The organism is Paucibacter sp. PLA-PC-4, assembly GCF_026241155.1.
Taxonomy (GTDB): Bacteria; Pseudomonadota; Gammaproteobacteria; order Burkholderiales; family Burkholderiaceae_C; genus Roseateles_E.
On record NZ_JAPFGP010000005.1, the window covers coordinates 64,808 to 90,264 of the forward strand.

Annotated in this window: 26 protein-coding genes; 14 read left to right on the plus strand and 12 right to left on the minus strand. The window is 68.2% G+C overall.

Going from position 1 to position 25,457, the window contains the following annotated elements; all coding sequences use genetic code 11:
* Positions 1-79 precede the first annotated feature (79 nt).
* Complete coding sequence (locus OOZ63_RS09390) at positions 80-244, plus strand: hypothetical protein (protein WP_266005178.1); 165 nt, start codon at positions 80-82, stop codon at positions 242-244.
* Positions 245-255: 11 nt separating this feature from the next.
* Entirely contained in the window at positions 256-636 is a 381-nt protein-coding gene (locus tag OOZ63_RS09395) for a tautomerase family protein (RefSeq protein ID WP_266005179.1), read from the plus strand.
* Here the strand turns inward: OOZ63_RS09395 and OOZ63_RS09400 are convergent, their stop codons facing one another.
* Entirely contained in the window at positions 637-1,143 is a 507-nt protein-coding gene (locus OOZ63_RS09400; RefSeq protein ID WP_266005180.1) for a flavin reductase family protein, read from the minus strand.
* A 74-nt stretch (positions 1,144-1,217) separates the two neighbouring features.
* On the opposite strand from OOZ63_RS09400, the gene OOZ63_RS09405 reads away from it, so the two are divergent.
* The gene (locus tag OOZ63_RS09405; protein WP_266005181.1) at positions 1,218-2,183 is read left to right on the plus strand and encodes a M48 family metallopeptidase; all 966 of its coding nucleotides are present in this window, start codon (positions 1,218-1,220) and stop codon (positions 2,181-2,183) included.
* 17 nt (positions 2,184-2,200) lie between these two features.
* Here the strand turns inward: OOZ63_RS09405 and OOZ63_RS09410 are convergent, their stop codons facing one another.
* The 3 genes from OOZ63_RS09410 to OOZ63_RS09420 all read right to left on the minus strand — a co-directional run bounded on the left by OOZ63_RS09410 (position 2,201) and on the right by OOZ63_RS09420 (position 4,319).
* Positions 2,201-2,836, minus strand: coding sequence for a Crp/Fnr family transcriptional regulator (locus tag OOZ63_RS09410; protein ID WP_266005182.1), 636 nt, complete (start codon positions 2,834-2,836; stop codon positions 2,201-2,203).
* Positions 2,837-2,911: 75 nt separating this feature from the next.
* Positions 2,912-3,568 carry a helix-turn-helix transcriptional regulator gene (locus tag OOZ63_RS09415; RefSeq protein ID WP_266005183.1) on the minus strand — a complete coding sequence of 219 codons (657 nt, stop codon included), beginning with the start codon at positions 3,566-3,568 and terminating at the stop codon, positions 2,912-2,914.
* Between the two features lie 106 nt (positions 3,569-3,674).
* Positions 3,675-4,319: an MBL fold metallo-hydrolase gene (locus tag OOZ63_RS09420; RefSeq protein WP_323055737.1), complete on the minus strand. Its 645-nt coding sequence runs from the start codon at positions 4,317-4,319 to the stop codon at positions 3,675-3,677.
* A gap of 129 nt (positions 4,320-4,448) precedes the next feature.
* Between OOZ63_RS09420 and OOZ63_RS09425 the strand changes: the two genes are divergently transcribed.
* The 4 genes from OOZ63_RS09425 to OOZ63_RS09440 all read left to right on the plus strand — a co-directional run bounded on the left by OOZ63_RS09425 (position 4,449) and on the right by OOZ63_RS09440 (position 9,771).
* The gene (locus OOZ63_RS09425; RefSeq protein WP_266005184.1) at positions 4,449-6,314 is read left to right on the plus strand and encodes a patatin-like phospholipase family protein; all 1,866 of its coding nucleotides are present in this window, start codon (positions 4,449-4,451) and stop codon (positions 6,312-6,314) included.
* 14 nt (positions 6,315-6,328) lie between these two features.
* On the plus strand, positions 6,329-8,263 hold the full coding sequence (locus OOZ63_RS09430; protein WP_266005185.1) for a bifunctional acetyl-CoA hydrolase/transferase family protein/GNAT family N-acetyltransferase: 1,935 nt from the start codon (positions 6,329-6,331) through the stop codon (positions 8,261-8,263).
* A 143-nt stretch (positions 8,264-8,406) separates the two neighbouring features.
* Complete coding sequence (locus OOZ63_RS09435; RefSeq protein WP_266005186.1) at positions 8,407-8,571, plus strand: hypothetical protein; 165 nt, start codon at positions 8,407-8,409, stop codon at positions 8,569-8,571.
* Between the two features lie 444 nt (positions 8,572-9,015).
* The gene (locus OOZ63_RS09440) at positions 9,016-9,771 is read left to right on the plus strand and encodes a PEP-CTERM sorting domain-containing protein (protein ID WP_266005187.1); all 756 of its coding nucleotides are present in this window, start codon (positions 9,016-9,018) and stop codon (positions 9,769-9,771) included.
* 8 nt (positions 9,772-9,779) lie between these two features.
* Here the strand turns inward: OOZ63_RS09440 and OOZ63_RS09445 are convergent, their stop codons facing one another.
* Both OOZ63_RS09445 and OOZ63_RS09450 read right to left on the minus strand, forming a co-directional pair.
* Complete coding sequence (locus OOZ63_RS09445) at positions 9,780-12,596, minus strand: ATP-binding protein (protein WP_266005188.1); 2,817 nt, start codon at positions 12,594-12,596, stop codon at positions 9,780-9,782.
* Between the two features lie 86 nt (positions 12,597-12,682).
* Entirely contained in the window at positions 12,683-16,024 is a 3,342-nt protein-coding gene (locus OOZ63_RS09450) for an ATP-binding protein (protein ID WP_266005189.1), read from the minus strand.
* 245 nt (positions 16,025-16,269) lie between these two features.
* Between OOZ63_RS09450 and OOZ63_RS09455 the strand changes: the two genes are divergently transcribed.
* Positions 16,270-16,707, plus strand: a complete 438-nt coding sequence (locus OOZ63_RS09455; RefSeq protein ID WP_266005190.1) for a Cd(II)/Pb(II)-responsive transcriptional regulator — start codon at positions 16,270-16,272, stop codon at positions 16,705-16,707.
* Between the two features lie 264 nt (positions 16,708-16,971).
* Here the strand turns inward: OOZ63_RS09455 and OOZ63_RS09460 are convergent, their stop codons facing one another.
* From OOZ63_RS09460 to OOZ63_RS09475, 4 genes are all read right to left on the minus strand, one after another.
* A complete protein-coding gene (locus tag OOZ63_RS09460; RefSeq protein WP_266005191.1) occupies positions 16,972-17,430 on the minus strand; it encodes a hypothetical protein in 459 nt (152 codons plus the stop codon).
* A gap of 162 nt (positions 17,431-17,592) precedes the next feature.
* Complete coding sequence (locus OOZ63_RS09465) at positions 17,593-18,138, minus strand: hypothetical protein (RefSeq protein ID WP_323055738.1); 546 nt, start codon at positions 18,136-18,138, stop codon at positions 17,593-17,595.
* 158 nt (positions 18,139-18,296) lie between these two features.
* Positions 18,297-19,268, minus strand: coding sequence for an MlaD family protein (locus OOZ63_RS09470; RefSeq protein WP_266005192.1), 972 nt, complete (start codon positions 19,266-19,268; stop codon positions 18,297-18,299).
* A 3-nt stretch (positions 19,269-19,271) separates the two neighbouring features.
* Positions 19,272-20,051, minus strand: a complete 780-nt coding sequence (locus tag OOZ63_RS09475; protein ID WP_266005194.1) for an MlaE family ABC transporter permease — start codon at positions 20,049-20,051, stop codon at positions 19,272-19,274.
* A gap of 56 nt (positions 20,052-20,107) precedes the next feature.
* On the opposite strand from OOZ63_RS09475, the gene OOZ63_RS09480 reads away from it, so the two are divergent.
* Genes OOZ63_RS09480 through OOZ63_RS09505 form a run of 6 tightly spaced genes read left to right on the plus strand, consistent with a single transcriptional unit; the run spans position 20,108 to position 22,871 of the window.
* Positions 20,108-20,383: a putative signal transducing protein gene (locus OOZ63_RS09480; RefSeq protein WP_266005195.1), complete on the plus strand. Its 276-nt coding sequence runs from the start codon at positions 20,108-20,110 to the stop codon at positions 20,381-20,383.
* Complete coding sequence (locus OOZ63_RS09485) at positions 20,380-20,847, plus strand: GNAT family N-acetyltransferase (protein ID WP_266005196.1); 468 nt, start codon at positions 20,380-20,382, stop codon at positions 20,845-20,847. The genes OOZ63_RS09480 and OOZ63_RS09485 overlap by 4 nt, the downstream gene beginning before the upstream one ends.
* 40 nt (positions 20,848-20,887) lie before the next feature.
* The gene (locus OOZ63_RS09490) at positions 20,888-21,523 is read left to right on the plus strand and encodes a LysE family translocator (protein ID WP_266005197.1); all 636 of its coding nucleotides are present in this window, start codon (positions 20,888-20,890) and stop codon (positions 21,521-21,523) included.
* Between the two features lie 10 nt (positions 21,524-21,533).
* A complete protein-coding gene (locus OOZ63_RS09495; protein ID WP_266005198.1) occupies positions 21,534-21,866 on the plus strand; it encodes a DnaJ family domain-containing protein in 333 nt (110 codons plus the stop codon).
* Positions 21,866-22,390, plus strand: coding sequence for a DUF2939 domain-containing protein (locus tag OOZ63_RS09500; RefSeq protein ID WP_266005200.1), 525 nt, complete (start codon positions 21,866-21,868; stop codon positions 22,388-22,390). Before OOZ63_RS09495 ends, OOZ63_RS09500 begins: the two co-directional genes overlap by 1 nt.
* 28 nt (positions 22,391-22,418) lie before the next feature.
* Positions 22,419-22,871, plus strand: coding sequence for a DsrE family protein (locus OOZ63_RS09505; protein WP_266005201.1), 453 nt, complete (start codon positions 22,419-22,421; stop codon positions 22,869-22,871).
* Positions 22,872-22,892: 21 nt separating this feature from the next.
* Here the strand turns inward: OOZ63_RS09505 and gshA are convergent, their stop codons facing one another.
* Together gshA and OOZ63_RS09515 are read right to left on the minus strand one after the other, a co-directional pair.
* Positions 22,893-24,419 carry a glutamate--cysteine ligase gene (gene gshA / locus OOZ63_RS09510; protein WP_266005202.1) on the minus strand — a complete coding sequence of 509 codons (1,527 nt, stop codon included), beginning with the start codon at positions 24,417-24,419 and terminating at the stop codon, positions 22,893-22,895.
* A 58-nt stretch (positions 24,420-24,477) separates the two neighbouring features.
* Positions 24,478-25,434 carry an MBL fold metallo-hydrolase gene (locus tag OOZ63_RS09515; protein WP_266005203.1) on the minus strand — a complete coding sequence of 319 codons (957 nt, stop codon included), beginning with the start codon at positions 25,432-25,434 and terminating at the stop codon, positions 24,478-24,480.
* Positions 25,435-25,457: the final 23 nt, after the last annotated feature.

Below are 25,457 nucleotides of genomic sequence, written 5' to 3' on the forward strand. Positions count from 1 at the left end.
CCATTGTCCGTGCGAGAACGCAAACATAGCATCCAGACCATCCCACGCAATCCGCGCTGGATCGCCCCAGGAGGACCCGATGAGCACGATCTTGCCGCTACGCCCACGCACGACCCCCATGCCCGCGACCCAGTCCCCGTCGACCACGGGCCCGGCCCGTCCGCTGCTGGATCGCTGGTTCCTAGCCTGGGCCGAGAAGGCTGAGGCGCGCTGGGCGCGCCTTCCCCTGTCTCGCTACTACTGAAAGGTCACGCCATGCCCCTGGTCACCGTCACCGTCCGCCAGCCCAAGCCGGCGAGCTTCAAGAACACCGTGCTCGACGCGGTCCATGCCGCCTTGGTCTCCTCCGGCGTGCCGGCCACCGACCGCTTCCAGCGCGTGCTGGAGCTGCCGGCCGAGGATCTGCGCATCGATCCGCGCTACCCCGACCTGCAGGCCGATCGCGGCGCCGACTTCGTGCTGATCGAGATCCTCTGGTCGGTCGGACGCAGCGTCAAGGTCAAGAAAAAGCTGCTGCAGCAACTGATGGGAGATCTTGCCGAAGCCGGCATCGACACCGAGCAGGTGATGGTCGGCTTTGTAGAAACCAACTGGGAGAACTGGTCCTTTGGCGGCGGCCGACTGCTGCATGTCTAGCTAGATCGGCAGCTCGGTGTAGTAGCGCCCGCCGTGGAAGATCAGCGGCTGGGCGTTCGGCGCCCAGTGGCAGCTCTCCACCTCGCCGACGAATATCACATGGTCGCCTTCCCGGTACTGGCTGCGGTTGGCGCACTCGAACACCGCCGCGACGCCCTCCAGCACCGGCGCGCCGCCGGCGCCCTCGCGCCAGGAAACGCCGGCGAAGCGGTCGATATCCCGGGTCGCGAAGCGCTGGGCCAGGGCTTTTTGGTCGGCCGCCAAGATATTGATCGCGTAGTGCGAGCCGCGGCTGAACACCGGCATTGAGCCCGCCTTCATCGCCAGGCTCCACAGCACCAGCGGCGGCGCCAGCGACACCGAGTTGAAGGAGTTGGCGGTCAGCCCCACCAAGCTGCCGTCATCGGCGCGCGCAGTGACGATGGTGACGCCGGTGGCGAACATGCCCAAGGCCGAGCGGAATTGCTGGCTGTCGAAACCGGCGGCGGAAGGGGGTGTGCTGAACATCGCCTGATTGTCCTTCAGCGGGCATCACCAGGCTCGGCCATGGACAAATCGGAATCTGTCCCAAAATAGCCCCTATGGCTGAACACACCCACTTTCAGGTTCTTGAGAATCCTCATCTGCCCAGCGCGCCGCACTACGGCTTTGGCCGCTGCGACTGCCGCGCCTGCGGGGACGATGAGCCGGCCCTGCCGCAGCGCCGGCTGTTCACCGGCCTGCTGGCCGGCGGCGCAGCGCTGGCCGGCGTGCCCGCCTGGGCCCAGGAGGGCGTCAACGTCGGCAAGCAGAGCAAGCTGACCAGCCTGGTGCCGGCCGAACAGGTCGAGAACGCCGGCGCCCAGCAGTACCAACAGATGATGGCTGAGGCCAAGCAAAAGGGCGTGCTGGCGCCGGCCAACCACCCGCAGTTGCTGCGCCTGCGCGCGATCGCCGAGCGCATCGTGCCGCAGTCGTATGGCTGGAACGCTCGCGCGCGGCAGTGGCGCTGGGAGGTCAATCTACTCGGCAGCGAGCAGCTCAACGCCTTCTGTATGCCGGGCGGCAAGATCGCCTTCTATTACGGCATCCTTGAGAAACTCAAGCTCGATGACGACGAGGTCGCAGCCATCATGGGCCATGAAATCGCACACGCGCTGCGCGAACATGCGCGCGAGCGCATGGCCAAGACCACGGCCACCCGGGTCGGCGCCGGCCTGCTGTCCAGCCTGCTGGGCCTGGGAAATGTCGGCGACACCTTGCTGAATATGGGGGGTCAGCTGCTGACCCTGAAGTTCAGCCGCGAGGACGAGACCGAGGCCGATCTGGTGGGCCTGGAGCTTGGCGCAAGGGCCGGCTACCGGCCCGAAGCCGGCGTCAGCCTGTGGCAGAAGATGGGCAAGGCCAGCGAAGGCGCGCCGCCGCAATGGCTATCCACCCACCCCGCCGGTCCGACCCGCATCCGCGATATCGAGGCCAATATCCCCAAGGTTGAAGGCCTGTATGCGCGGGCCGAGAAGCCAGCGAAGCAGTTCGAGGTAGCCCCGCCGCTGCGCAAACGCTCCTGAAGCGCCTGGCCGGCGCCTCACCAGCGCGCCGGCAGCGCCTTGCGCAGCTCGTAGCGCCCGGCCGAGCTGCGCACCACGTAGCCGCCCAGCTCCAGGTCTTTCATCAGCTTGGACACCATTTCACGGGAGCAGCCCAGGCGCTGCGCCATCGCCTGATGGGTCAGCCGCTCCTGGGGTCCGCTCTCCAGCAGCGCCTTGAGCCGGCCATAGACATCGTGCAGCGCCATCTGCTTGGCCGACAGCGTCGCAGCGCGGGCCAAGCGGATCACCTTGCTCAGCAGTTCAAGCGCGAACTCGGGATGCGCGGCGATATGGGCCAGGATGCTCTCGCGCGTCAGCAGCACGCAGCGGCTGGTTTCCTCGGTGATGACGCTGGCCGCGCGCGGCCCGCCGTCCAGGCTCATCTCGCCGACATAGTCGCCGACCCCGTAGACGCTGTAGGTGATCTCGCGGCCACGGGCATCGCAGCCATAGGCTCGCAAGCGGCCCGACAACACCAGATAGAGGCTGTCGCCCTGCGTGCCTTCCTCGATCAGCACGGTGCCACGACGGTAACTGCGAACCACGCCGCGCGCGGCCAATCCCGCCAGCGTGGGCGGCAGATCGGCCAACGCGGGCTCGAAGATCTGCGCAAGAACGGTGCTGCTTTCCATGCGGCGCGGCTTGCGTGGCACCAAGCCACGCCTCCTACGCCAGATGTTACGGGATGTAGGCCCGGGCCGTCAGTCTCAGTTGTACAGCGCCGACATCAGCGGCGGCAGCACCGCCAGTTGGCGCAGCAGCTCGCGGATGCTGGGTGCACCGGATTTGGCCCGGATGCTCTGGATCTGGGTGCGCACAGTCGAGATCGCCACGCCCTGTGCCTGGGCCACGCTGCTGGGCTCAGCGCCGTCGCTGAGCGCCTTCAGCACCTCGGTCTCGGCTGGAGTCAGGCCGTAACGCAGCGCGAACCACTGCGCCGCCAGTGCGCCGCACAGCTCGCGCCGCTCCAGCACCAGCAGCACCGCCGCTTGCTCGACATCGCGGTTCAGCGGCACCACCACCACATTGGCCTGCTCGGCCCCTTCGCCCAGGCGCAGCAAGCAGCGCCGGCCCTCGCGTTCGGCATGGGCCAGCGCCTCGAACAGCGGTTTGACATCCTTGGCGCAGCGCGCCCGCAACTGCCCGCCCAGCAGCTGCAGCGGATGCCGGGCATCCATCGCCAGTCGGGCCGCACGATTGCTGTGCAGCAGCTCGCCGCGCTGGTTCAATAGCAGCACGCCATAGTCCAGCTCCTCCAGCACCAGGCCGAGCCAGTGGCTGCTCAGCGAAGCAGCGCGGCGGCGCTCGGGAACAGCCGTGCGGCGGGCAACGGCGGAAACGGTGGCCAATTCGATTGCATTCATTACTGAGCTCCCTGAAGCGCCACCGAGTGATGACGGCGTGATCAGAAGCTTAGGGCCAGGTCTTGTGCGGCGGCGGTGAATCTTGGCGCCCGCATTTGTGAAGTATTCACCTGTCATCCCTAACATAAGGGTTGCTGCGGCGCTCATGGCCGAAGCTGCTCTGCGGGCCGTGGCCGGGGATGAAGACGGTGTCGTCACCCATGGGCCACAGCCGCTCGGTGATCGAGGCAATCAACGTGGCGTGGTCGCCGCCGGGGAAGTCGGTGCGACCGATGCTGCCGGCAAACAGCACATCGCCGACAAAGCAGCGCTTGGCCGCCGCCGAGTGGAACACCACATGGCCCGGTGTGTGGCCCGGGCAATGCCGCACCTGCAAGGTCTCATGGCCGATGCCGACTGTGTCGCCATCGGCCAGCCAGCGCGTCGGGGTGAAGGGCTCGGCCGGCGGGAACCCAAACATCTGGCTCTGCTGCGGCAGGCCGTCAATCCAGAACTGATCGCCCGGGTGCGGCCCGATGATGGGCAGGCTCTGGCTGCGTGCCAGCTCGCCGGTGCCGCCGGCATGGTCGATATGGGCGTGGGTCAGCCAGATCGCCTTCAGGGTCAGGTCATGCTCGCGCACCGCAGCCAGCAGACGCGGCAGCTCGCCCCCGGGATCGATCACCGCTGCCTCGCGGCTGGCATCGCACCAGACGAGGGAGCAGTTCTGCTGGAAGGCGGTCACGGGCAGGGTCAGGTATTGCAGGCTCATGGGAGGGGCGCGGGCTCGAACCGAAGTGCAAAGCCGCCATTCTGCAGAACTGCGCCGGCGTGGCCGCCGACCCTCGGTTACATTGCATCGCACAAGCCGCATAACCAATAGAAAAAAACCTCAGGCACCATGAACAAGGCATTTGTTCGCGCGCAGTACCTCGACGACCTGCTGATGCGCCATCTGCACAGCTTTCTCGGCGACATCGAGCCGGATGCAATGGCCTTGCTGCTTGAGCATCTGCAATGGGTGGAGCTGGCCGGCGGCCAGACCCTGATGAGCCAGGGCGAACCCGGCGACGCGATGTACCTGACCGTCAGCGGTCGGCTGCGCACTTATATCAACGACGAGGATGGCCGCCAGCGCATGGTGCGCGAGATCAGTCGAGGCCAGATGGTCGGCGAGATGAGCCTCTACACCGACGAGCCGCGATCTGCCACCCTGGTGGCGATCCGCGACACCGTGCTGGTGCGCCTGGGCAAGGCCGAGTTCAGGCAGCTGCTGGCACTCAGCGGCCAGGTCTCGATCGCGCTGACCCGGCAGATCATCAAGCGGCTGCAGACCGAGGGCGCGCGCTCCTCGATGGATCGTCCGGTGACCATCGGCCTGCTGCCGGTCAGCGCCGGTGTCGATCTCGGCACGTTTGCGAGCGCGCTTGCCGAGCAGTTGCGCAGCATCGGCCGGGTGGCCGTGGTCGATGCAGACCTGCTGGACGCCGACCTGGGCCTGCCCGGCATTACCCACCGCGAGCAAGGCGATGCCGAAGCCGACCGCAGCATCGCGGTTCGGCTCGACGAGATCGAGGCCGAGCACGACTTCGTGCTGCTGCTCGGCGACGCCACGCCGACCTCCTGGACCTATCGCTGCAGCCGCCATTGCGACGAGCTCTACCTGCTGGCCGACGCCGATGCGCCGCCGCTGATCCACCCCATCGAGGCGGAGTGCCTGGTGCGGCGCCCGCCGCGCACCGATGCGGCCGAGATCCTGGTGCTGCTGCACCCGGCCGAGCGGCTCTCGCCCGCTGGCACGGCCGCCTGGCTGGAGCGCCGGCCGCTGAGCGATCATCTGCACATCCGCCCCGCGCTAACGCGCGATATGGCCCGGATGGCGCGCCTGATCAGCCGCACGGCGGTGGGCCTGGTGCTGGCCGGCGGCGGCGCGCGCGGCATCGCCCACCTCGGTGTCTACCGGGCGCTGCAGGAGCGAGGCATCGAGATCGATGTGGTGGGCGGCACCAGCATCGGCTCGGTGATGGCCGGCTATGTGGCCACCGACCGGGGTTTCGAGGCGGTGCTGGCCAACGCGCGCAAGGTCTTCTCGGCCAAGCCCACCAGCGACTTCAACCTGATCCCCCTGCTCTCGCTGATCAAGGGTCGGCGCCTGAGCGGCCTGGTCGAGACCGCGCTGCGCGAGCTGACGGGCCAGAACGATGTCAGGGTCGAGGATGTCTGGAAGACCTATTTCTGCGTCGCCACCAACTACTCGAAGGCCAGCGAGCACATCGTGCGCCGCGGTCCGATGCGCAATGCCATCCTGGCCAGCATTGCCATCCCCGGCGCGCTGCCGCCAATGATCATCGACGGTGATCTGATGTGCGACGGCGGCACCTTCAACAACTTCCCCGTCGACGTGATGCGCGGCATGCGCGGCGTCGGTCGCGTGATCGGCGTGGACCTGAGCTTTCGCAAGCCTCGCCGCATCAACCATGAGGAGGTGCCGGGCACCTGGGCGCTACTGCGCGACAGACTGCGCCCGCGCGCCCAGCGCCGCTACCGCCTGCCCTCGCTGACGGCCTTTCTGATGAACGTTACCGTGCTCTACAGCGTCTCGCGCCAGCGCCAGGCTCGCAAGCTGACCGATGTCTATATGAACCCGCCACTGGACCGGGTCGGCATGCTGCAGTGGAAACGCTTCGAGCACATCGTCGCGCAGGGCTATGCCCATGCCTGCGAGGTGCTCGATGGGACCGCCCCCGTGCCGGCCGGCGACGACTGACCCCGAGGATTGCCATGAACCAAGCGCGCGCGCTGCTGCAAGGTCTGATCACCCGATGGAGCCAGCGCCGCGCGGCCAGCGCCGACGCGCCCGCCGCGCTGGATCCGCGCCTGCAGGCCTGCGCCGACAAGATCTGCAGCGCCGCCGAGGCGGTGGCCCATATTCGCCCCGGCGAGCACGTCTTCGTCGGCACGGCCTGCGCGACACCGCGCAGCCTGGTGGCGGCGCTGGAGGCGCACCGGCCGACGCCCGCCGATGTCGAGTTGCTGCACTTTCTGACCGACCATGCGGTCGCCCACGATGCGGCCGGCCAGCCGCAGACGCGCTTTCGGCACCGCAGCTTCTTCGTCGGCCAGGACATGCGCGCCGCGGTACGCCAGGGCCTGGCCGACTATGTGCCGATCTCGCTGGCCCGAGTGCCCCAGCTGATGGCGATCGGCCGCATCCCGGTCGATGTGGCCCTGATCCAGGTCTCGCTGCCCGACGAGTTCGGCTATGTCAGCCTGGGCCTGTCGGTCGATGTGATTCCGGCCGCCGTGGCGCGCGCGCGCCTCGTGATCGCCGAGCTCAATCCACAGATGCCGCGCACGCTGGGCGACTCGATGCTGCACATCGGCGAGATCGACCATCTGGTGCCGGTCGACACGCCGGTGATCGAGTACCGGCATCCGGCCCAGCCGGGCGCCGTGGTCGAGAGCATCGCCCGCTATATCGGCAGCATCATCGACGACGGCTCAACCCTGCAGATCGGCCTGGGCCGCTTCAGCAACGAGGCCTTGAAGTATCTCAGCGATCGCCAGGACCTGGGCATTCACTCCGACGTCATCACCGACGCCATCATCCCGCTGCTGGAGCGCGGCATCCTGACCGGCAAGAAGAAGAGCCACCAGGTCGGCAAGATCGTCTGCAGCTTCGCGATGGGATCTCAGCGCCTGTACGAGCTGATCGACCGCAACCCGCTGTTCAGCTTCCAGCCCATCGAGGCGGTCTGCGACGCCTGGACTATCGCCCGGCAGCACAAGATGGTGTCGGTGACCCAGGCCTTCGCGGTGGATCTGACGGGCCAGGTCTGCGCCGACCAGTTCGGCGGCGATTTCTACGGCGGCCTGGCGGCCCAGGCCGAGTTCCTGCAGGGCGCCTCGCGCTCGGTCGGCGGCAAGGCCATCATCTGCCTGGCCTCGTCCGATGAAGAAGGCAAAATGTCGCGGATCCGCGGCATGCTTCAGGTCGGAGAGGGCGTCGCGATCGCACGCAGCGATGTGCACTACGTGATCACCGAGTACGGCATCGCCTACCTGTTCGGCAAGAGCATCCGCGAACGCGCCGTGGCGCTGATACAGATCGCCCATCCCGATCACCGCGCCGCGCTGCTGGAGCAGGCGAAGACGCTGGGCTATCTGCCGGCCGAGCAGCAGCTGCGCAATCTGCGCGCCTATGCGGTCGAGGAGGAGGCACAGATCACGCTGAAGGACCGGCGCCAGGTCTTGCTGCGCCCGGCTGGCGCGGCCGATGGCGACGCGGTGCGCGCGCTGTTCCACCGCATGCCCGAGCGCGATGTCTACACCCGCTTCTTCCGCCGGATCCGCGGCCTGTCGATCGCTGATGTGCAACGCCTGTGCAATGTGAACTGGGAGACCGAAGTAGCCCTGGTGGCCGTCACCGGCCCCCGCGAGGACCCCCAGGTCGTTGCCCATGCGCTCTATGTGCTGGACCCCAGCACCAATCTGGCGGAGACCGCCTTCATCGTCCATCCCGACTGGCAGGGCACGGGCCTGGGCGCCCAGCTGCAGCACCATCTGGCCGCCCATGCCCGAGTCGCCGGCGTGCTGGGCTTCGTCGCCGAGATCCTGCCGAGCAACGAGCACATGATCCGCCTGGCCAGGCAGGGCGCCAGCCAGGTCAGGAGCGAGCACATGGACGGCACGGTTCGGGTGACGGCGCTGTTCTGAGCGCGGCCGGCGCGCGGCCTGCGGACGGCGCATCTGATACCGCGGCCGGCGACGCCGTGATCTACGTTGGCCGGCCCGCAGAGCATTTCAGCGGGCTCATTGCCTGCTACAGCAACTTCATTCAGTAAGGGAGCTTCTTCATCATGATCGAACCCAAGCCAACCACGCCCGTGACGCCGCAAGAACTGCCTCGCGAACTCGGCCTGGACGAACTGGTGCATGTGAGCGGCGGCGCCCTCGTCACGGGGAACGTAGACTTCGTCCCGCCAGCCAAGACCGACGGATTGATCACCGGCAACGTCGATTAAACAGATTCATCGGCACGGTTTGGTGCAGGGGCTCCGCGTGCAACGCGGGGCCTTTTCTTTTGGTTCCTTGCGCATTGATTGGTGCTGCGGAGAAACAGTGGCCTGGGCGCAGCCCGGGTGTCGCCGCTCTCTCATCAGGCGCTACAAGGTGGCATTGCAGGTACCGGTTCGGTCGGCGAAAGCGTACTCAAGCCTGCGCCGTGATCGAGCGGATCCAGGGCAATCCCTGAGTCGGAATTAATGACAGCTCGGCCGCGCAAGACCTGGCCCCACAGAAGCAGAGCCCTTGCCGCGCCAGCCTCAGGCGCTTGTTTGCGGGGTCAGGCATTGCTCTTGCTTGCATGCTTCCCCACGCACAAGGGCCCGGCGTCTTGTCGTTTCGGCACACGCACGGGATCAACAGGCATCTGGCCGCTTGCACCGCGTATCAACAGGGAGAGAAGCATGAGAAGCAGCAGGATCAGCAAGGGCTTGGCACGCGCTGCCTTGGCAATGAGCCTGGGTATGGGCGCGCTCGGCGCCGCGCAGGCGGGCTACGTCACCGGCAATGTCGACCCCGCCTTCGGCCCCGTGCTGCCTGGCGTTTCGTACAGCGGCGCCTTCAGCTTCAACGTCGCCGACAGCTGTGCCGGCAATGCCGCTGGGCTGGTGCTAGTGAACGCGGTGGCGAGTTGCGGCGGCCCGGTGGCGGTGAACTTCGACTTCAATATCTACGAAACCGCCAACCCAGCCAATCTCGAGACCGTCAATCTGGCCTTGAGCAGCAACTTCCTGTGGGTGCTGGATGGCTTCGTCGTCGGTCTGAACACGGTGGGTACCGGCTATTTCAATGACTTCGTCGGTGGCGCCGTCGCCCCGGGCAAGTATTTCGACCTGATGAGCATTGGCAACTACTACATGCCCACGATTGCCGTTGGCGAGAGCTGCGGTGCCCCCTGCGTCAATCTGCTGGGCTTCGCCAGCACCGAGGACATTGAGATCACCGTCTTCCACAGCGACGACCTGGGCCAGAGCAAGCTCGGCGTCGATGCCAGCGGCCGCGATGTAGGCTACCGCATCACGCGCGAGAACGGTGGGATCGTACTGGCACGCACCGATGCCAACAACCAGGTACCCGAACCGGCAACGCTGCTGCTCAGTGGCCTCGCCCTGGGTGCCGCAGCGTTGGCCTCGCGGCAGCGCCGCCGCAGCCAACGCTGAGCCCTCGGCTATCGGCAGTTGGGGGAGGCCGTCAGCGCCTGCGCCTGGCGCAGGGCCTGCTCGGTACTCCAGGCCTGCCCCTGCTGCCACAGCACGTCGAAGGCCGGGCCTGCGTTGCCGCGCAGATCCTGCAGCAACGCCGTCCAGCGCTGCTGGGCCGCTGCCGAGCGTTTCAGCTGAGCATTGGCACGCAGCTGTTCGGCCGCCGCCGCCAGCCGCAACGCCCCATCCCGGCCTCCCAGCTGCCGGGCCAGCTCGACGTGCTCCTCCAGGCAGGTCAACATATGTTCGCGCATCTCGAAGGCGGCAAAGGCCACCAAGGCCTCACCCAGCTTGGCAGCGGCCGGCCCGGGCCGGCCGCCCAGCAAATCCAGCCGGCCCTGCCAGCCCAAGGCATTGGCCTGGCCACGCAAGTCTGCGGCCGCCCGACAAATTTGCAGTGCACGCTCGAAATGCCGGCCCGCCGCCTCCGCATCACCGGCAGCCAGCGCCATCTGGCCCAACAATGCTTCGACATCGGCTTCGGTCTCGGGGTGCGCCAGCTCGCGAGCCAGGGCCAAGGCTGCCTGCAAATGCCGACGCGCCTGGGCTTCCTCACCTCGAAAGGCCTCGATCTGGCCCAGCTGTAGCAAGGCGATGCTCTCGCCGACGCGGTGGCCGGCCGTGGCAAACAGCGCCAGCGCTTCCAGGCCTGCACCCAGCGCGCTGACCGCGTCCCCTGATCGCAGCCGCGATACCGCCATCGTGGACAAGGTCGCGGCAATGTCGACCGGGTTGCTAAGCTGACGGCGCAGTTCCAGGCTGATGGCGAGCAGCCGCAGAGCCGCGTCGTGGTCGCTTTGCGCATCGGCCAGACAAGCCCCCACATACAGCGCATGCGCGTGGAAGAAGTCATCCGCCCGCACGCGCGGCACCCCGAGCAAGGCCCGCACCTGCTCCCGCCCTTCGCTGACATGGCCGCGCAGAATCCAGAAGTTCTGCAGCGCAATCACCATCTTGGCCGCGACAAAAACCATCTCATCCGGCGCCTGCAGCGCGAACCGAAAAGCCGCGCGCAGATTGTCCAGCTCCACATCGCCACACTCGGCCCACCGCCCCTGCTCCGGCCCCTGCATGCCGTTGCGAATCTGCTTGGCCACGCCGAAATAATGCTGGCAATGCGCAGCCTCCAACAGCGCCTCCTCGCCGGCCTGTACCAGCTTCTCGCGTGCGTACTCGCGCAGCGTTTCCAGCAGTCGATAGCGTGCGCCGTCGGGCGCCGTATCCATCAGCACCAATGACTTCTCGACCAGCGAACCCAGCAGGTCCAGCACGTCCAGGCTGTCCAGCGGCGCCTGCGCGCAGACCTGCTCAGCGGCGGCGAGGTCGAAGCCGCTGGCAAACACGCCCAGGCGGCGGAACAGCTGCTGCTCCGCCTCGCCCAGCAGCTCGTGCGACCAATCGACCAGCGCGCGCAGCGTCTGCTGGCGCTGCTGCAGCACCCGGTCGCCGCCGGTCAGCAGCTTGTAGCGGTCGCTCAGGCGCTTGTTGATGTCGGCCACGCTCAGCAGACGCACGCGCGCCGCCGCCAGCTCCAGCGCCAGCGGGATACCTTCCAGCCGCGTCACCAGCTCGGCGATCGCCGGCGCCTGCTCGGGCGTCAGCTCGAAGCCGAACTTGTGGGCCTGGGCCCGCGCGACGAACAGGCGCACCGCCGTCGAGGCCGCCAGCTCCGCGATCCCGGCAGCCCGCCCAGGCAACGGCAGGGGCTGGACCGGATAGGCCTGCTCGCCCGGCACATGCAGCGCCTCGCGGCTGGACGCGAGCAGGCGCACCTCCGGTGCCGCCTTCAGCAGCGCGTGGGCCAGGCTCGCGCAGGCCTGCAGCAGGTGCTCGCAGTTGTCCATCACGATCAGTGCGCGGCGCGTTTTCAGATGCGCGGTCAGCGTCTGCAGCAAAGGCCGGCCCGGCTCCTCGCGCACTCCCAGCACCTGGGCGGCCTCGGCCAGCACCAGGGCACCATCGCGCAGCGGCGCCAGGTCGAGGAACCAGACACCATCGGGGAACTCGGCGCGCAGCTCGTTGGCGACCTGCAGCGACAGCCGCGTCTTGCCCAGACCGCCCATGCCCAGCAAGGTCAGCAAGCGGGTCTGCTGCAGGCGCTGCTTGATCTCGCCCAGCTCGCGCTCTCGGCCGATGAAGGAGCTCAGCTGCTCGGGCAGGTTGTTCGGGATCTGCCGGATCGGCAGCCAGCGCTCGCCGACCCGGGCAACGCGGTAGCTCTTGTCGCCATCGGGCGGCGCGGCAATCGCCCCCCCGTCCGCCACCACAACCTCGAACAGCTCCAGCGGCTCGGCCACGCCCTTCATCAGCCAATGGCCATGCGACTGCACGCGGCCGGCGGCGAGCTCGCCCAGCGCCTGCCGCGCCTCGGCGCTCAGCAGGGTCTGCCCGCCCTGGGCCAGAGCCATCACGCGCGCTGCGGTCGGCTTGGCCAGGCCCTCGACCTCCAGCGGCTTGGCGCCGCGCGCCACATCGTCTTGAGCGTTCTCGCGCAGGATCACCGGACCCACATGCAGGCCGGCGCGCGCCTTCAGCGGGATGTGCAGGCCGGCCAGCGCCGCGTGATAGGCGCGGGCATAGGCCAGCGCCTGGCCGACCTGCTCAAACAGCAGCAGCATGCCGTCGGTCTTGTCGATCTCACGGCCGCCATGCAGCGGCAGCAGATCGCGCGCCACGCGGTCGTGCGCCGCCCACAGCCGGGCCATGTCATGGTCACCCAGCAGGGTGGACAGGTGGGTGCTGTCCACCACGTCGGTCAGCAGCAGGGCACGGATCTCGCTCATAGGCCGGGACGATGCCACAGAAAGGAGCTCGGCCGATGCCGGGCTTACTCTCGGCGTCGTGCCGTGAACGGTCGCGTCAGGCCGCGTCAGGTCAGCTGCAACTCGCGGCGCAGAGCCGTCGCTTGCAGGAACTGCGCACGCTGGATCGGATCCTCGAAGATCGCCGCCTGCGCCGTCAGCCCGCGCCGGGCGGCGGCCAGGGTGGCGGCCAAGCATGGGGCGTCACGCGGATCCTGCTGCTGCGCCAGCACGCGGGCGCACCAGATGGCGGCGTCCGCCTCGTCGTCCTGCCAGCCACCGCGGCCGCCCACCGCCGCCAGCACGGCCTCGACACCGGCCCGCGCGCCGCTGGCGTCACCGGCCTGCTGCAAAGCGCAGGCGACGCCGGCTTCGCAGGCCAGCGCCTGCGCCGGCTCGCCGCTGGCAGCAAGACCCACCTGCGCCAGCCGACCATGCTCGACGGCCTCGCGCCATCGACCCAGCAGATAGCAAGCCTGAAAGGCGGCGTCATGACCGGTGCATTGGATATAGCGGTCGCCGATTTTCTGCGCCATGCGGATGCCGTCGAGGGCATAGTCCAGCGATTGTTGCGCCTGCCCCAGATCGACCAGCACGCCGGCCAGATTGCAGCGCGCCTGCGCACCGATCTGCCGGTGATCAATGGCATCGCAGAGCTGCAGCAGCTTGCAAAGCTGCTCGCGGGCCTGTTGCACCATGCCGCACTGCTGGGCGGTGTAGGCCAGATTCAGCAAGGCAATGGCCTCGCCGTAGCGACTGCCGATGCTCTGGTACTTGGACAGCGCCTGCTCGCCACTGGCGAAGGCCTGCTGAAAACGGCGTTCGGCTAAATGGCCGACGCTCAGATTGTTCAGCACGGAGGCCTCGGTGTAGCCGTCTGCGCAGGCGCGCGCGAGGGTCAACGCGGCCTGCGCATGCATGCGCGCCTCCCCATGGCGACCCTGACGGCCCAGCGCCATGATCAAGGCGTTATGCACCTTGGCCGCCTCGGCCGGGGCCAGCGCAGCGGCCGCGGCCAGGCGGCTCAGGCCCAGGGCATGGGCCTGCTCGTAGTCGCCGTTCTGGCACAGGCGGTTCATGCGGCTTTGCGCGGCAATCAGCCGAAGCACCTCGTCATCCTGCGCATCCGCCTCGGCTTCCAGCGCCGCGATGGCCTGCTCGTGCTCGGCCATATCGCCGTGGCGCGACCACGCATGGACGCACACGCGCAGCATCGCGAAGCGCCGTTGCGGGTCAGCGCCGACATCCAGCGCCAGCGCGCGATCGGCATGGGCCAGCGCCGCGCTGTCGGCATGGCGGGCGACCGCTTCCTGGGCCGCCAGGGCCCAGTGTTCGGCGGCGCGGTCCGGGAGGCCGGCGCGCTCGAAATGCTCGGCGATCAGGCCGGCGAACTCGCCCGCCCGGCCCGCGCTGCGCGCCTCCAACCACAGCGCAGCGCAGCGGTGTTGCTCGCGCCGGTCATTTTTGAGCACGGTGCCGTAGGTGACGTCATGCAGCAGGTGATGCCGGAAGGCAAATTCCATCGCATCGGCGAAAGCGCCGCCGTCCTGAGGCAGCACCAGCCCGCGCTGGCTCAGCGCGCCCAGCGCTTGCGGCGCATGCCCGTCGAGCGCGGCCAGCGCCTCGTCCCAGAACACGGCGCCGATCACGCTGGCCTGCTGCAGCGCGCGCCGCTGCGGCATCAGCAGCGCATCCAGTCTGGCCTGCAGTACGCCAACCAGCGTGGTAGGCACCTGCAGGCCTTCGCAGGACAGCCGCCAGGGCGCGGCGGAGGCATCCAGCACGCCCTGGTCCACCAGCATCTGCAGCAGCGCCTCCATATGGAAGGGGTTGCCGTCGGTGCGCTCAATCAGCAGCTGCTGCAACTGCTGCGCGGCAGCCCCCGCCGGCTCGCCCAGCTGGCGCAGCAGTGCGCACGCCAGCGTCTGGCGGTCCGTCAGGTCCAGCGGCGCCAGCGCCAGGCGGGTGCACGCCGGCCAGGCCTCAGCCCAGCCGGGCCGCCGCTCCAGCAACTCGGGCCGCGCGGCGCACAGCATCAGCAGCGGCAGCTCGCTGCCAGCGGCGCTCAGGTGCCCGATGGCATCGAGCGAGCCCTCATCGGCCCAGTGCAGATCGTCCAGCATCAGCACCAGCACGGCGGGGGGCGGCAGCCGCGCGCAGGACAGGCGCAAGAACTCGATCCAGGCATGCAGGCCGCGCGCCCGCAACTGCCGACCGTCCTGCAGGATGCCGGCGATAAAAGGGCTGGCGCGGTAGTCCAGCCCGATCAGCTGGCCCAGCAGCGCGGTCTGTTCATCGGCGCGCTCGCCGAACAAAGGCGCCAGGCCATCGGCCAGCTTTGCCTGGGCCAGCGCTAAGGGGTCGCCGTCCTGCACATCGAAGCATCGGAACAGCAGATCCCGGATCACGCCATAAGGCTGATGCAGCCCCCGAGGATGGGCGCTGGCGTGCAACGGGCCGCCGCCTGGGCCCGGAGTCGACAAGCCCGCCTCAAACTCAGCCAGCAAGCGCGTCTTGCCCAGGCCAGCCTCGCCGATGACGGTGATTTGTTGCTGGGTCCGCCCGGCCTGCACGACGGCCAGTGCGGTCCGCATCCGTGCTAGATCGGCGTCGCGGCCCACCAGGCCTGCGCTCACGGCATCCAGGCCATGCCGCACCTGCTGGGCGCTTCGCGGGCGCTCCCGCTCAACCCGAAACGTGAGCATCGGCACGTCAACGCCCTTGATGTGCAAGGCCTGACCCTGTTGCACATCGAAGCGGTCCTGCACCAGCCGGTAGGTGTCCACGCTGATCAGCAGCCCCCCGGGCGGCGCGCATTGCTCCATGCGTGCAGCGATGTTGACCGCACTGCCGCGTATCGTGCCCTCGGCGTCGACGCCGCCACCCAGCAGCACCTGGCCGGAATGAATGCCGACCCGCACGTCAAAGCCTTGATGACCATGTTCGTCCTGCACCTGCTGCGCCACGCTACGACCGGCGGCAAGCAGCGCCAGACCGCAGCGCGCGGCACGCTCGGCATCGTCTTCCTGCACCTCGTCGGCGCCGAAGCCGGCCAGCAGGTTGTCGCCCGCGTACTGCAGGACACGGCCGCCATGGGCCCGCACCACGCCGGTAAAGCGCGCCATCGCGCCATCCATCACCGCGTGGATTTCTTCCGGGTCGAGCCGCTGGCCCAGCGCGGTGGAGCCCACCACATCCAGGAACAGGATGCTGACCAGCCGCAACGCCTGGGTCTGCGCCGGCGCGCAGCCGGCAGCGCCGGCCTGCAAAGCCTTTGCCTGAGCCTGCAGACCAGCCACCGCGACATCAACCACAGCTTCACCCAGCAAGGCGCGCTGCGACTCCAGCGCTGCAATGGCTGCCTGCAGCGCCTGCAGGGACTGGGGCGGCCCGGCCGCTGGACCGCTCATGCTCCGCGAGCCTTGCCGCCCAGCTGGGTTGGTGGTGTGGCGGTTGACGCACTTCGACGTCGGCTGCACAGACTCATGCTCGGACCCTCGATACAGCACCGAGTTTAGAGGCGGATGGCGCGAGCCGGCACCCCTTGTCCGTCCAATCCTGTCCCTGTCTTTGTAAACCCGTCGCCACAGCACGGCCGGCAAGCCTGTAGCCGCTTCACAGTCGAGCTATGCTGGCTGCGAAAGGATCTGCAGCCATGCGCATCGGAGCACTCAGCCAGGCCACCGGGGTCGATATCGAGACCATCCGCTTCTACGAGAAGAGCGGCCTGTTGCCCGGCCCGGCGCGAAGCGCAAACGGCTATCGCGACTATGCGCAGCCGCATCTGGAGCGCCTGGCCTTCATTCGCCACTGCCGGGCGCTGGACATGTCGCTGGCCGATGTGGCGCTGCTGCTGGCCAGCGTGCACAGCCAGGACCCGGCCCAGCTCGCAAGCGTCGACGGCCTGGTTGAGGCACAACTGGCCAAGGTGCGGGCGCGCCTGGCCAGCATGCAGGCGCTGGAGAAGCAGCTGGTGGCACTGAAGGCCCGCTGCGACGCCGATCACGACGCCCATGGCTGCGGCATCCTGGAAGAGCTGGTGGCGGCCGCCCATGGCGAGGCCTGTGCTTGCCACGGTCCCGGCAAGGCCTGACCTTTGCCGAGAACTTGGCGCTCGCAAACCCCTGCCCGACTCGATTCGCCATCGGCACGAGCTGTTGCTGCGCAACCGGCGGCTGGTCGCACAGGATCAGGCGCAGGGCCAAAACAAAGCGAGGGAGCCGTCGGTCGGGTCCTGATTTTCTCATCAGACCTGCACCCCAAAAAACGCCGAGAGCGCTTGCGGTCTGTGGGCTGACCCTGTCTGGTCGCCCTTGCCTCGATCGACGGTTGACTCCGCAGTATGGGCGTTAGGCACTCAGCTCAGCTTTGCATTGAGATGGATCTCAGCGCAGGCCGATGAAGCTACGCGGCAGCGCCCCGCCGTGCCATTGAGCAGCGGCTGCGGATTGACGGCGGCCGGGCAGGCCATGTTCGAGGGTGGCGCGAGCGCGTTGGCTTGGCTGGCCAACGCTCGTTGCTCGGCGGCGGCCGCGCTGGCCGCCACGGCCGTCGGGGCGGCGAGGCAATAGGGCTGGTACAGGTAGTTCGAACAGCGCGTACCAAGCTGCAGAGAGCTCAAGTTGGCGCATTGCTGTACTTGCTCGCAGGGCAAGTCGCTGCCCAGTGCGCGAGCCTCGGCCTCCTCGGCATTGGCGCGCGCGACGGCGCGCTGGTGCTCCTCGGCGGCGGAACTCGAACCCGCGCCTTCGCCGCAGGCGAGCAAGCTCAGGCCGGCAAGAAGAGAAACAACAGGCGGGAACACGCGCTTCATCATGATGAGCGGCTGGCTTTCGAGGGCGCGGATCACGCCAGAAATGGAAGTGTCCGGTGCAATCAGACGCCGGGGAGTCACCCTTTGGGGCGAAGCTCGCGCGGGCGAGGCTGCACGCAACAAGCGCAATCGGTGGCTCTTCGTTGCACCCGGCGCGCCCGTTGCCTACGACCCCAGTACCAGCGCCATCCTGCGCCTCGCGCGTTGCGCTGCCGCCGCATCCCCCGCCGCCTCCGCCTGCCGGAGCTGCTGATGCAACCAGGCCAGCAGCGGCCTTCGCCATCCCTGCGCCGAGGCGGTGTCTACCGCGAGCGTCGCATCAACAGTTTCGCCGCGCCGCAGCCGCACGCCCATGGACACCAGCCGCGCCAGTGGGTCGGCGATGGCCGCCGGCTGGGCCTGGCGCTGCGCTTCGGGCAGCAGTGCCAGGTCCTGCTGTTGAACGTCGGCGCGGCCGGCAAGATAGGCGGCATAGACGCGCTCGGCCGGACCGGCATCTGGAGCCAGCGAGGCGAGGCCGGCGCACTCGTCGTCGAATTCCAGGCTGGCCACGCGCGCGGCGCATTCGGTCAGCAGGGCGCGGGCCAGCAAGTCGGCGCGGCCGGTGCGGGCCAGCTCGGCGCGGGCGCGCTCGAAGTCCAACGCGGCGACCCGGCTGTTACCGGCCAGATAGGCCTCGGTAGCGCGCTCCAGCGCGCTCTTGGCATTCATCTGCCAGTCCGGTGGCGGTGGGCCGCTGGAGCAGCCGGTCAGCGCGAGCGCGGCCAGCAGTGCAAGCCTGCGGACTGAGTCAGCGAAGGGCCGCTCCCGAGCTGACTCAGCGCCCCCTCGGGGGGCGGGCGACGTGCCTCGCCGGCCTGGGGGCTTCTTCATGGCAGTTTGATCTCGGTGTCGCGCTTGAAGGGCCAGCGCCTGTTGACCTCATTGAGCAGCTGCTCGACCTTGCGCAGGCTGGCCTCGACCTCGGCGCGTAGCTGGCCCAGGTCTTCGGTGGCGGCGCGGGCGTTGCCGGTGATGCCTTGCACGTCCTGCAGGATGGCCTCGGCCTTCTTCAGGCTGGAGCGGGCCTCTCCCAGCAGCTCGTTGAGCTGGGCCACGGTGGCGCGCGTGTCGCGCACCAGGCCCTGCTCGCCGAAGACCTGGCTGTCGGCCTTGGCAACCAGGCCGTCCAGGCGCGCCAGCAGCACATTGGTCCGGTCCAGGGTCAGGATGATCTTCTTCGCGTCCTGCTCATCGCCCATCAGCGCGCCGAGCGCGCCGCCCGGGCCGTTCAGGCGCGCGGTGGTGGCCTGGACATTGCGCAAGGTGTTGTTCAGCGGCGCATCGTCGGCGGTGATGGCGCTGAGATTGGCCAGCAGGTCGCGCACGCCGGCCATCAGGCGCGGGATCTCGGCGGCGGCGTCTCCGATCAATACCTCACGCTCGGCGCCGTCGGGCAGCGGCGGGTCGGCCAGGATGCCGCTGTAGGCGCGGATGCGCGGCGCGCCGACCAGGCCGCTCTCCATCGTGAACACACTGCTCGTGCGCAGCCAGCGCGCGTCCTTCAGAGGCACATCGATGACGATGCGGGCCTTGCCGGCCTCCGACAGCTCGATGCGCCGGACCCGGCCGATCGCGAAGCCAGCGAAGCTCAGGTCCATCCCGACGACCACGCCCTCGGCACTGTCGGCCACCAGCACCAGGGTTTGGGCGCGCTCGAAGGCGCCGCGCGCATACAGCACATAGGCCACCGCCGCCGCCAGCAGCAGGGCCACCGCCAGCAGCAGCAGTCGGGCCTTCAGGTCCAGGTTGGCGACCGGCGGCGGCGCGTCAATCGGGGGCAGGTCTTGCTTGTCCGTCATGGCTCAATAGTAGTTGCCCACCAGGGACAGCAGCTCGATCAGCAGCACCACCGCCAGCAGCCGCGCCAAACGGGCGATGTCAGCGCGGCCGACCAGGCTCTCCTCGCGGGCCAGCGGCACCATCGGGATGATGGCCACGGCCAGGCTCAACAGCAGGGTCTTCAGGCCGAAGATCAGGACGATCACCGGGCTGAACACCTGGCCGACGGTGCGGGTGAAGCCCTCAATGCCCCAGCCGCTGAATCCGTAGACGGCCAGATAGCTGAGCACCAGAGTGATGAAGCTGCTCAAGAGGGTCAGCGCGATCGCGGCAAACACCCCGGCCAGCGCGCGAGGAAGCACCTCATCGCGCAGCGGGTCGAGGCCGCGCGCCAGCGCCGCCTTGTGCAGGCCCTGCTGGCGCTGGCGGCGCACCTGCTCGGCGGCCGGCAAGGTGTAGCGCACGGCTGCGAACAGTGCGGCCGACAGCGGGATCAGCTCCAGCACCAGGGTGCGCACCAGCACATCCAGCGCATAGCGGCTCAGCCCATAGCTCAGCGCGGTGGCCAGCACGATACGAATGACGATCTGCGCGGCGACCGCCGAGGCGATCGCAAAGCCCGGCAGCAGCGGCGCGGTGGCCATGTACAAGGTACGCAGTATCAGAAGGCGCTGCGAGCGGCGGTAGCTGGACGGCGCCAGCGCCAGCACCAGCAGCCGCGCGCCGAAATGCAGCAGCCGCCCCCAGCTGGCGAGCCAAGCCAAGAGGGTTTGCAGCGGTGCGATGCGTGCGGTATGAAGCATGGTGTCCGCTCTATTGTGCGTGCTGGCCGCAGCGGGGTGGGGTAAGCTGACTCGCCATGAGCCGTATCACCTTGCGCCAACTGGACAGTGCCATCGAGGGCCATCTCTTGCTGGGTCTGTTGCGGCAGCAGGGCCTGCAGGCCTGGCTGCTGGGCGAGCATCTGCTGGGCGGGGTCGGTGAGCTGCCGGCCTGCGGTCTACTGCGCCTGATGGTGGATGAAGCCGACCGGGCTCACGCCGAGGCGGTGCTGCAGGACTGGGATGCTGGAACGCCGCTGCCCGACGAGGCACAGCCCGATGTCAGCCGTGACCAGGGGCTCAGACCCGCATGAGCGTCGAGGTGATGCCGCTTTACCGGTGCCCCGGGCTGATCGAGCCGGTCGCGCGGTTGATCTACGAGGAGTTCTGGCGCGAGGTCGAGGGCGGGTACAGCCTGGCCGATCTGGTCGCCCATCTGCGCAACGCCACGGACCCCGACCGCATTCCGCTGAGCCTGATCGCCGTTGAGGACGGCGAGCTGCTGGGGACCATCAATCTGATCGAGAACGACGACGCGCAGCGCGCCCATCTGCGGCCTTGGCTGGCGGCCATGGTGGTCAGCCAGGGCCGGCGCGGCGAAGGCATTGGCAGCGCACTGGTGCGCACCCTGCTCGCCCAGGCGCAGCACCTGGGCCTGCCCCGGCTCTTTTTGGGCACCGACGGACCGGGCTTTTATGCTCGGCTGGGTGCGCAGTTGCACGAGCAGGTGCGGGAAGACTTTTGCATCATGTGCTTCGAGCTGGGCCAGCGGCCATGACCATCGTCCGGCCTTGCCGCAGGGCTTACAGTCGCTCATCATGCTCGGCACCCAAGACCTGACCCTGTTCATCATTTCCGGACTGCTGCTCAATATCGCACCGGGGCCGGACTCCATCCTGATCATGACGCGCAGCGCCACTCAGGGCTGGCGCGCCGGCTCGGCGGCGGCGCTGGGCATAGGCGCCGGCACCTGTGTGCATGTGCTGGCGGCGGCGCTGGGCCTGTCGGCGCTGCTGGCGGCGTCGAGTTGGGCCTTCACCGTGATCAAGTGGGTGGGTGCGGCCTATCTGGTCTGGATCGGGCTGCAGATGCTGCTGAGCCGCAAGCAGGCCGGCCCGGCCTCGCCAGCAGCGCCCCCCGCTGCTCTGCCCTACCGCAAGATCTTCGCCCAGGGCTTTTTGACCAATGTGCTGAACCCCAAGGTGGCGCTGTTCTTCCTGGCCTTTGTGCCGCAGTTCATCGCACCCGAGGCGCCGCACAAGGCCCTGGCCTTCATCCTGCTGGGCGCGATCTTCAATCTCAACGGCATGCTGTGGTGCCACTTCCTGGCGGTCTGCACCGCGCTGGCCAGCAGCCGCCTGCGTGTCGGCGCTGGGCTGGCGCGCTGGCTGAACCGAGGCATCGGCGCGCTGTTCCTGTCCTTCGGCATCAAACTGGCCCTATCGGAAAGGTAGGTTGTTCGCGATGACGCTCGATGAAGAGATTGCCCGCAAGCTGCGCGAGGCCGCCGCGTGCGGCGAGCTGGCGGCGGCCAAGGGCTATGGCCGGCCGCTAGACGTGGACGATGAGGGCTGGCAAGCGACGCCCGAGGCCCTGCGCATGCCCTTCAAGATCTTGAAGAACGCCGGCTATGTGCCCCCCGAGGTCGAGCTGTTTCACGAGCGGGCGCGGCTGCGCGCCGCCGTCGAGCTGGCGACCGATGCGGATGAGCGCCAAGGCCTGCAGCGGGCACTCAGCGCGCTGGAACAGTCGCTGGCGCTGCGGCTTGAATCGCTGCGCGTCAACGCCAGCTTGTGATGCGCAGCCGGCACAAGCTGAGCGTTGCGGCCGTCCTGCTGGCTGGCCTGTGCTTCTACGCCACCCCCTATCTGGCCCTGCACCAGATCCGCAGCGCGGCGGCGGCACAGGATGCCGCCAAGCTGGCCGGCTATGTCGATTTCCCGGCGCTGCGCCAGAGCTTGAAGACCGGCGTGCAGGCCCGTCTGATTGGCACTGAACGCGACGAGCAGGGGCAGCCCAGCCGCGCCCATGTGATGGGCGCGGCGGTGGCCGGCGCCTTGCTGGGCCCGATGGTGGACAGCCTGATCACACCCGAAAGCCTGGCCCGACTGCTGCAAGGCCAGCAGCCGATGGCCGCCGCTACCGGCATCGGCGGCGAGCCGGCGCAACCCGGCAAATTGCAGACCCACATGGCTTATGAGGGCCCCGACCGCTTTGTCTTCAGCGTCCGCAAGCTGGGCGAGGACGAGGAGCCGGTGGACCTGGTGCTCAGACGCGACGGCCTGCTGCATTGGAAGCTGGCCGAGCTGCGCCTGCCCTGAAGCCCGACTCACTGATGGAGAAACCGCGATGAACATCCGAAGAACTGCCCTGCTGGCCGGCCTCGCGTTGGCCCTGTCGCTGCCCATGTCCCTACCCGTCATCGCCCAGACTGCCGCTGCGGCCGACAAGGTCGTCTATCACATCGACAACGCGGCCCTCCAGGCCACCAAGGGCCTGCGCAACATCCGCAACCATCTCGACGTGGCGCCCGACACCCAGATCATCGTTGTGACGCATGCTGAGGGGGTGGACTTCCTGCTGGAAGGCGCCAAGGACAAAAACAACCCGAACATTGACTACGCGCCCCTGGTCTCGGCCCTGGTGGCACGCGGCGTCAAGTTCGAGGTTTGCGAGATCACCTTGAAGAACCGCAACCTCGACAAGAAGGCCTTTGTGATGGACGCCGAATTCACGCCTTCCGGCGTACTGCGGGCGGCTCGCTTGCAGACTCGCGAGGGCTTCGCCTATCTGAAGCCCTGAGCGGGCCGGCCCTGCGGCCGTTCAGACAAACAAGCTTTGCGGCGCCAAATAGCGCTGCCGATAGCTCTCGAAGTCCATCACATCGGCGGCCTCGATACGGCGCTGCTCGGCCACCGAGGCCTCGGCCATCGCGGCAAAGCGGTGCTGCAGCTCGGGGCCGAAGGGCAAGGCCAGCAGGGCCTGGCGGGTTTGCTCGGACTGCGCGCGGATGAAGGCCACATGGCTGTCGCCGAAGTCCTGCGCCATTGCGGCCAGTACCCGGGCCGAAGGGCTGCGCTGGGGCTGGGCCAGGGTCAGGCGGGCATCGGCCAGCGCCGCCTGATAGGCCATGCCGCCGTGGGCCGCATCGAGGGCCGCCGCAATCGGCGCGCAACCGTCCAGCAGCTCGGCACCCCAGTCGGCCAACGTGATCTCGGCGCCGTGGCGGGCCAGGCGCAAGCCAGGCTCGCGGCCGCGGGCGGCGGTCAGGTGCTGATTGTTGGCCAGCGCGGCGATCTCGTCGGGGCTGTCCGGCGGGCTGTCGGTCTGCAGGCAGTGCAAGAGGAAGATGTCGAGGAAGCGCATGGTCTGGGCATTGATGCCCAGCGGCTCGAAGGGGTCGAGGTCCATGCAGCGTACCTCGACGTATTCAACGCCCCGCTCACGCAGAGCGTGCAGCGGGCGCTCGCCGGAGCGGATCACGCGCTTGGGGCGTATCGTGCCGTAGAACTCGTTCTCGATCTGCAGCAGCGTGGGGCTGAGCTGGTTGTAGTCGCCGCCGACGCCACGCACGCCCAGCTTCTCATAGGCCGGATAGGGCCGGGTCAATGCCTCTTGCAGCGAGGCCGCGTAGCTCTCCAGACTGTTGTAGCTGACCGAGAGCGAGGCCTGCGCGTCGCTCTGGTAGCCCAATCGGCCCATGCGCAGCGAAGTGCCGTAAGGCATGTGATAGGTGTGCGTGCCCAGCGGATGCAACTCGTGCGCGCGGCCCTCGACGAAGCTCGAACACAGGGCCGGCGAGGCGCCAAAGAGATAGAGCAGCAAGAAGGAGTGGCGGCGGAAATTGCGGATCAGGCCGAAGTACTGCTCGGTCGTAACGCCCGGCAGCGACCAGTTGTAGTGGATACCCGAGATGGTCTGCATGCGCCGGCCATAGCGCTGGCCCAGGCCCATGCGGTAGACGCTCTTGGCGCGGCCGACGTTGGAGTGGCCGTAACGCCCCAGCGGGATGGTTTCGTCGGTCGGCAGGCCGCAGGGCATGGAGCTAACCCACAGGCGCTCCTGGCCCTCGGCCTGCAGGACCTGGTAGACCGACTGGTGGACCTCGCGGAGCTCGGTCAGCGCGGCCTCGACATCGGGATGCACACCGGTGATCAACTCCAGCTGTGATTCGCTGAAGTCAGTGGTGATGTGCGGATGGGTCAGGGCCGAGCCCAGCGCCAGCGGGTGCGGGGTCAGGGCCAGGCGGCCATCAGGCAGCGCGCGCAGGCTCTCCTTTTCGATACCCCGTCGAATGCCTTGTAGTTGTGCGGCCGCAGGTGGTTGCGGCCTGTTTTTGGTCTCGCTCATGCGACGGTCCCCTTGTTCTAGCGAGCGCGGAAGTTAACAGAAGCGCGTGACCGGCGCTTTAGTCCTTCTCCTGCTCCATCAGCAGATAGGTGTTATAGGCGTTCATGCGGTTGGCCAGCTTGAACAACGGCAAAGCCTCGTAGCGCAACCAGTCGGTGGCAGCGTAGACTTCATCGAAGGGTGTCATCTCGCGCGCCGCCCGGCCCATGGTGGCGCGCAGATAGGCCAGGTAGTCGCGCGTCAGCAGCAGGTCCTGCAAGGCCTCGCCCGGTTGGGTGGAGGCCGGGCCGTGGCCCGGGACGATAACGGCGGCCGGACGGGTCAGCAGGCGGTCCAGCGAGGCCACCCAGCGCCGGCTGTCGGCCTGGCCGACAAAGGGGATGCGGCCGCGAAACACCAGATCGCCGGCGAACAGCAGCTTGTCGGCCGGCAGCCATACGCTCAGGTCCTCCGGCGTGTGAGCCGGCCCGACCGGGGTGAGCTGGATCTCCAGCCCACCCACGCTTAGCCGGGTCTCATGGTCCACCCACTGATCGGCAGCCACCAGCGTGGTGCCGGGCTCGACCAGGCCCTCGGCAATGCTGGCACGCAGGCGCTGGGCGGCGGTCTCGCTGTTCAAATACTCGCGCGCCGCCTGGTGGGCGATGATGCGCGCGCCGGCCTTCTTGAACTCCTGCAGGCCGTAGATGTGGTCGGCGTGGTAGTGGGTCAGGATCACATGGCTCAGCGGCTTGGGGCTGAGCGTCTTGATGACCTGCAGCAGCTCGCGCGCCAGCGCCGGCGAGCCCAACGCGTCCACCAGCACCAGGCTGTCGGCGGTCTCGATCAGGCCGGCGTTGGAGATGTTGTTGCGGTTTTCGCGGCTGCCGGCGGCCGACAGGCCCTCGAACATCCAGACATGGGGCGAGAGGCGCTGCGGCGTCAGGGGCTTGAGGCTCGCCTCGGCCGTAGCCGGCGCTGCGTGCATCAGCAGGGCCAGGGCGAGCAGCAAGGCGGTAAGAGAATGCGGTGACATGGGTGTGGAGCGTAGCAGGCCCG

Coding starts and splice junctions, on each gene's coding strand:
- OOZ63_RS09390 (WP_266005178.1), top strand. CDS start 80: ATGAGCACGATCTTGCCGCTACGCCCACGCACGACCCCCATGCCCGCG.
- OOZ63_RS09395 (WP_266005179.1), top strand. CDS start 256: ATGCCCCTGGTCACCGTCACCGTCCGCCAGCCCAAGCCGGCGAGCTTC.
- OOZ63_RS09400 (WP_266005180.1), bottom strand. CDS start 1,143: ATGTTCAGCACACCCCCTTCCGCCGCCGGTTTCGACAGCCAGCAATTC.
- OOZ63_RS09405 (WP_266005181.1), top strand. CDS start 1,218: ATGGCTGAACACACCCACTTTCAGGTTCTTGAGAATCCTCATCTGCCC.
- OOZ63_RS09410 (WP_266005182.1), bottom strand. CDS start 2,836: ATGGAAAGCAGCACCGTTCTTGCGCAGATCTTCGAGCCCGCGTTGGCC.
- OOZ63_RS09415 (WP_266005183.1), bottom strand. CDS start 3,568: ATGAATGCAATCGAATTGGCCACCGTTTCCGCCGTTGCCCGCCGCACG.
- OOZ63_RS09420 (WP_323055737.1), bottom strand. CDS start 4,319: ATGAGCCTGCAATACCTGACCCTGCCCGTGACCGCCTTCCAGCAGAAC.
- OOZ63_RS09425 (WP_266005184.1), top strand. CDS start 4,449: ATGAACAAGGCATTTGTTCGCGCGCAGTACCTCGACGACCTGCTGATG.
- OOZ63_RS09430 (WP_266005185.1), top strand. CDS start 6,329: ATGAACCAAGCGCGCGCGCTGCTGCAAGGTCTGATCACCCGATGGAGC.
- OOZ63_RS09435 (WP_266005186.1), top strand. CDS start 8,407: ATGATCGAACCCAAGCCAACCACGCCCGTGACGCCGCAAGAACTGCCT.
- OOZ63_RS09440 (WP_266005187.1), top strand. CDS start 9,016: ATGAGAAGCAGCAGGATCAGCAAGGGCTTGGCACGCGCTGCCTTGGCA.
- OOZ63_RS09445 (WP_266005188.1), bottom strand. CDS start 12,596: ATGAGCGAGATCCGTGCCCTGCTGCTGACCGACGTGGTGGACAGCACC.
- OOZ63_RS09450 (WP_266005189.1), bottom strand. CDS start 16,024: ATGAGCGGTCCAGCGGCCGGGCCGCCCCAGTCCCTGCAGGCGCTGCAG.
- OOZ63_RS09455 (WP_266005190.1), top strand. CDS start 16,270: ATGCGCATCGGAGCACTCAGCCAGGCCACCGGGGTCGATATCGAGACC.
- OOZ63_RS09460 (WP_266005191.1), bottom strand. CDS start 17,430: ATGATGAAGCGCGTGTTCCCGCCTGTTGTTTCTCTTCTTGCCGGCCTG.
- OOZ63_RS09465 (WP_323055738.1), bottom strand. CDS start 18,138: ATGAATGCCAAGAGCGCGCTGGAGCGCGCTACCGAGGCCTATCTGGCC.
- OOZ63_RS09470 (WP_266005192.1), bottom strand. CDS start 19,268: ATGACGGACAAGCAAGACCTGCCCCCGATTGACGCGCCGCCGCCGGTC.
- OOZ63_RS09475 (WP_266005194.1), bottom strand. CDS start 20,051: ATGCTTCATACCGCACGCATCGCACCGCTGCAAACCCTCTTGGCTTGG.
- OOZ63_RS09480 (WP_266005195.1), top strand. CDS start 20,108: ATGAGCCGTATCACCTTGCGCCAACTGGACAGTGCCATCGAGGGCCAT.
- OOZ63_RS09485 (WP_266005196.1), top strand. CDS start 20,380: ATGAGCGTCGAGGTGATGCCGCTTTACCGGTGCCCCGGGCTGATCGAG.
- OOZ63_RS09490 (WP_266005197.1), top strand. CDS start 20,888: ATGCTCGGCACCCAAGACCTGACCCTGTTCATCATTTCCGGACTGCTG.
- OOZ63_RS09495 (WP_266005198.1), top strand. CDS start 21,534: ATGACGCTCGATGAAGAGATTGCCCGCAAGCTGCGCGAGGCCGCCGCG.
- OOZ63_RS09500 (WP_266005200.1), top strand. CDS start 21,866: ATGCGCAGCCGGCACAAGCTGAGCGTTGCGGCCGTCCTGCTGGCTGGC.
- OOZ63_RS09505 (WP_266005201.1), top strand. CDS start 22,419: ATGAACATCCGAAGAACTGCCCTGCTGGCCGGCCTCGCGTTGGCCCTG.
- gshA (WP_266005202.1), bottom strand. CDS start 24,419: ATGAGCGAGACCAAAAACAGGCCGCAACCACCTGCGGCCGCACAACTA.
- OOZ63_RS09515 (WP_266005203.1), bottom strand. CDS start 25,434: ATGTCACCGCATTCTCTTACCGCCTTGCTGCTCGCCCTGGCCCTGCTG.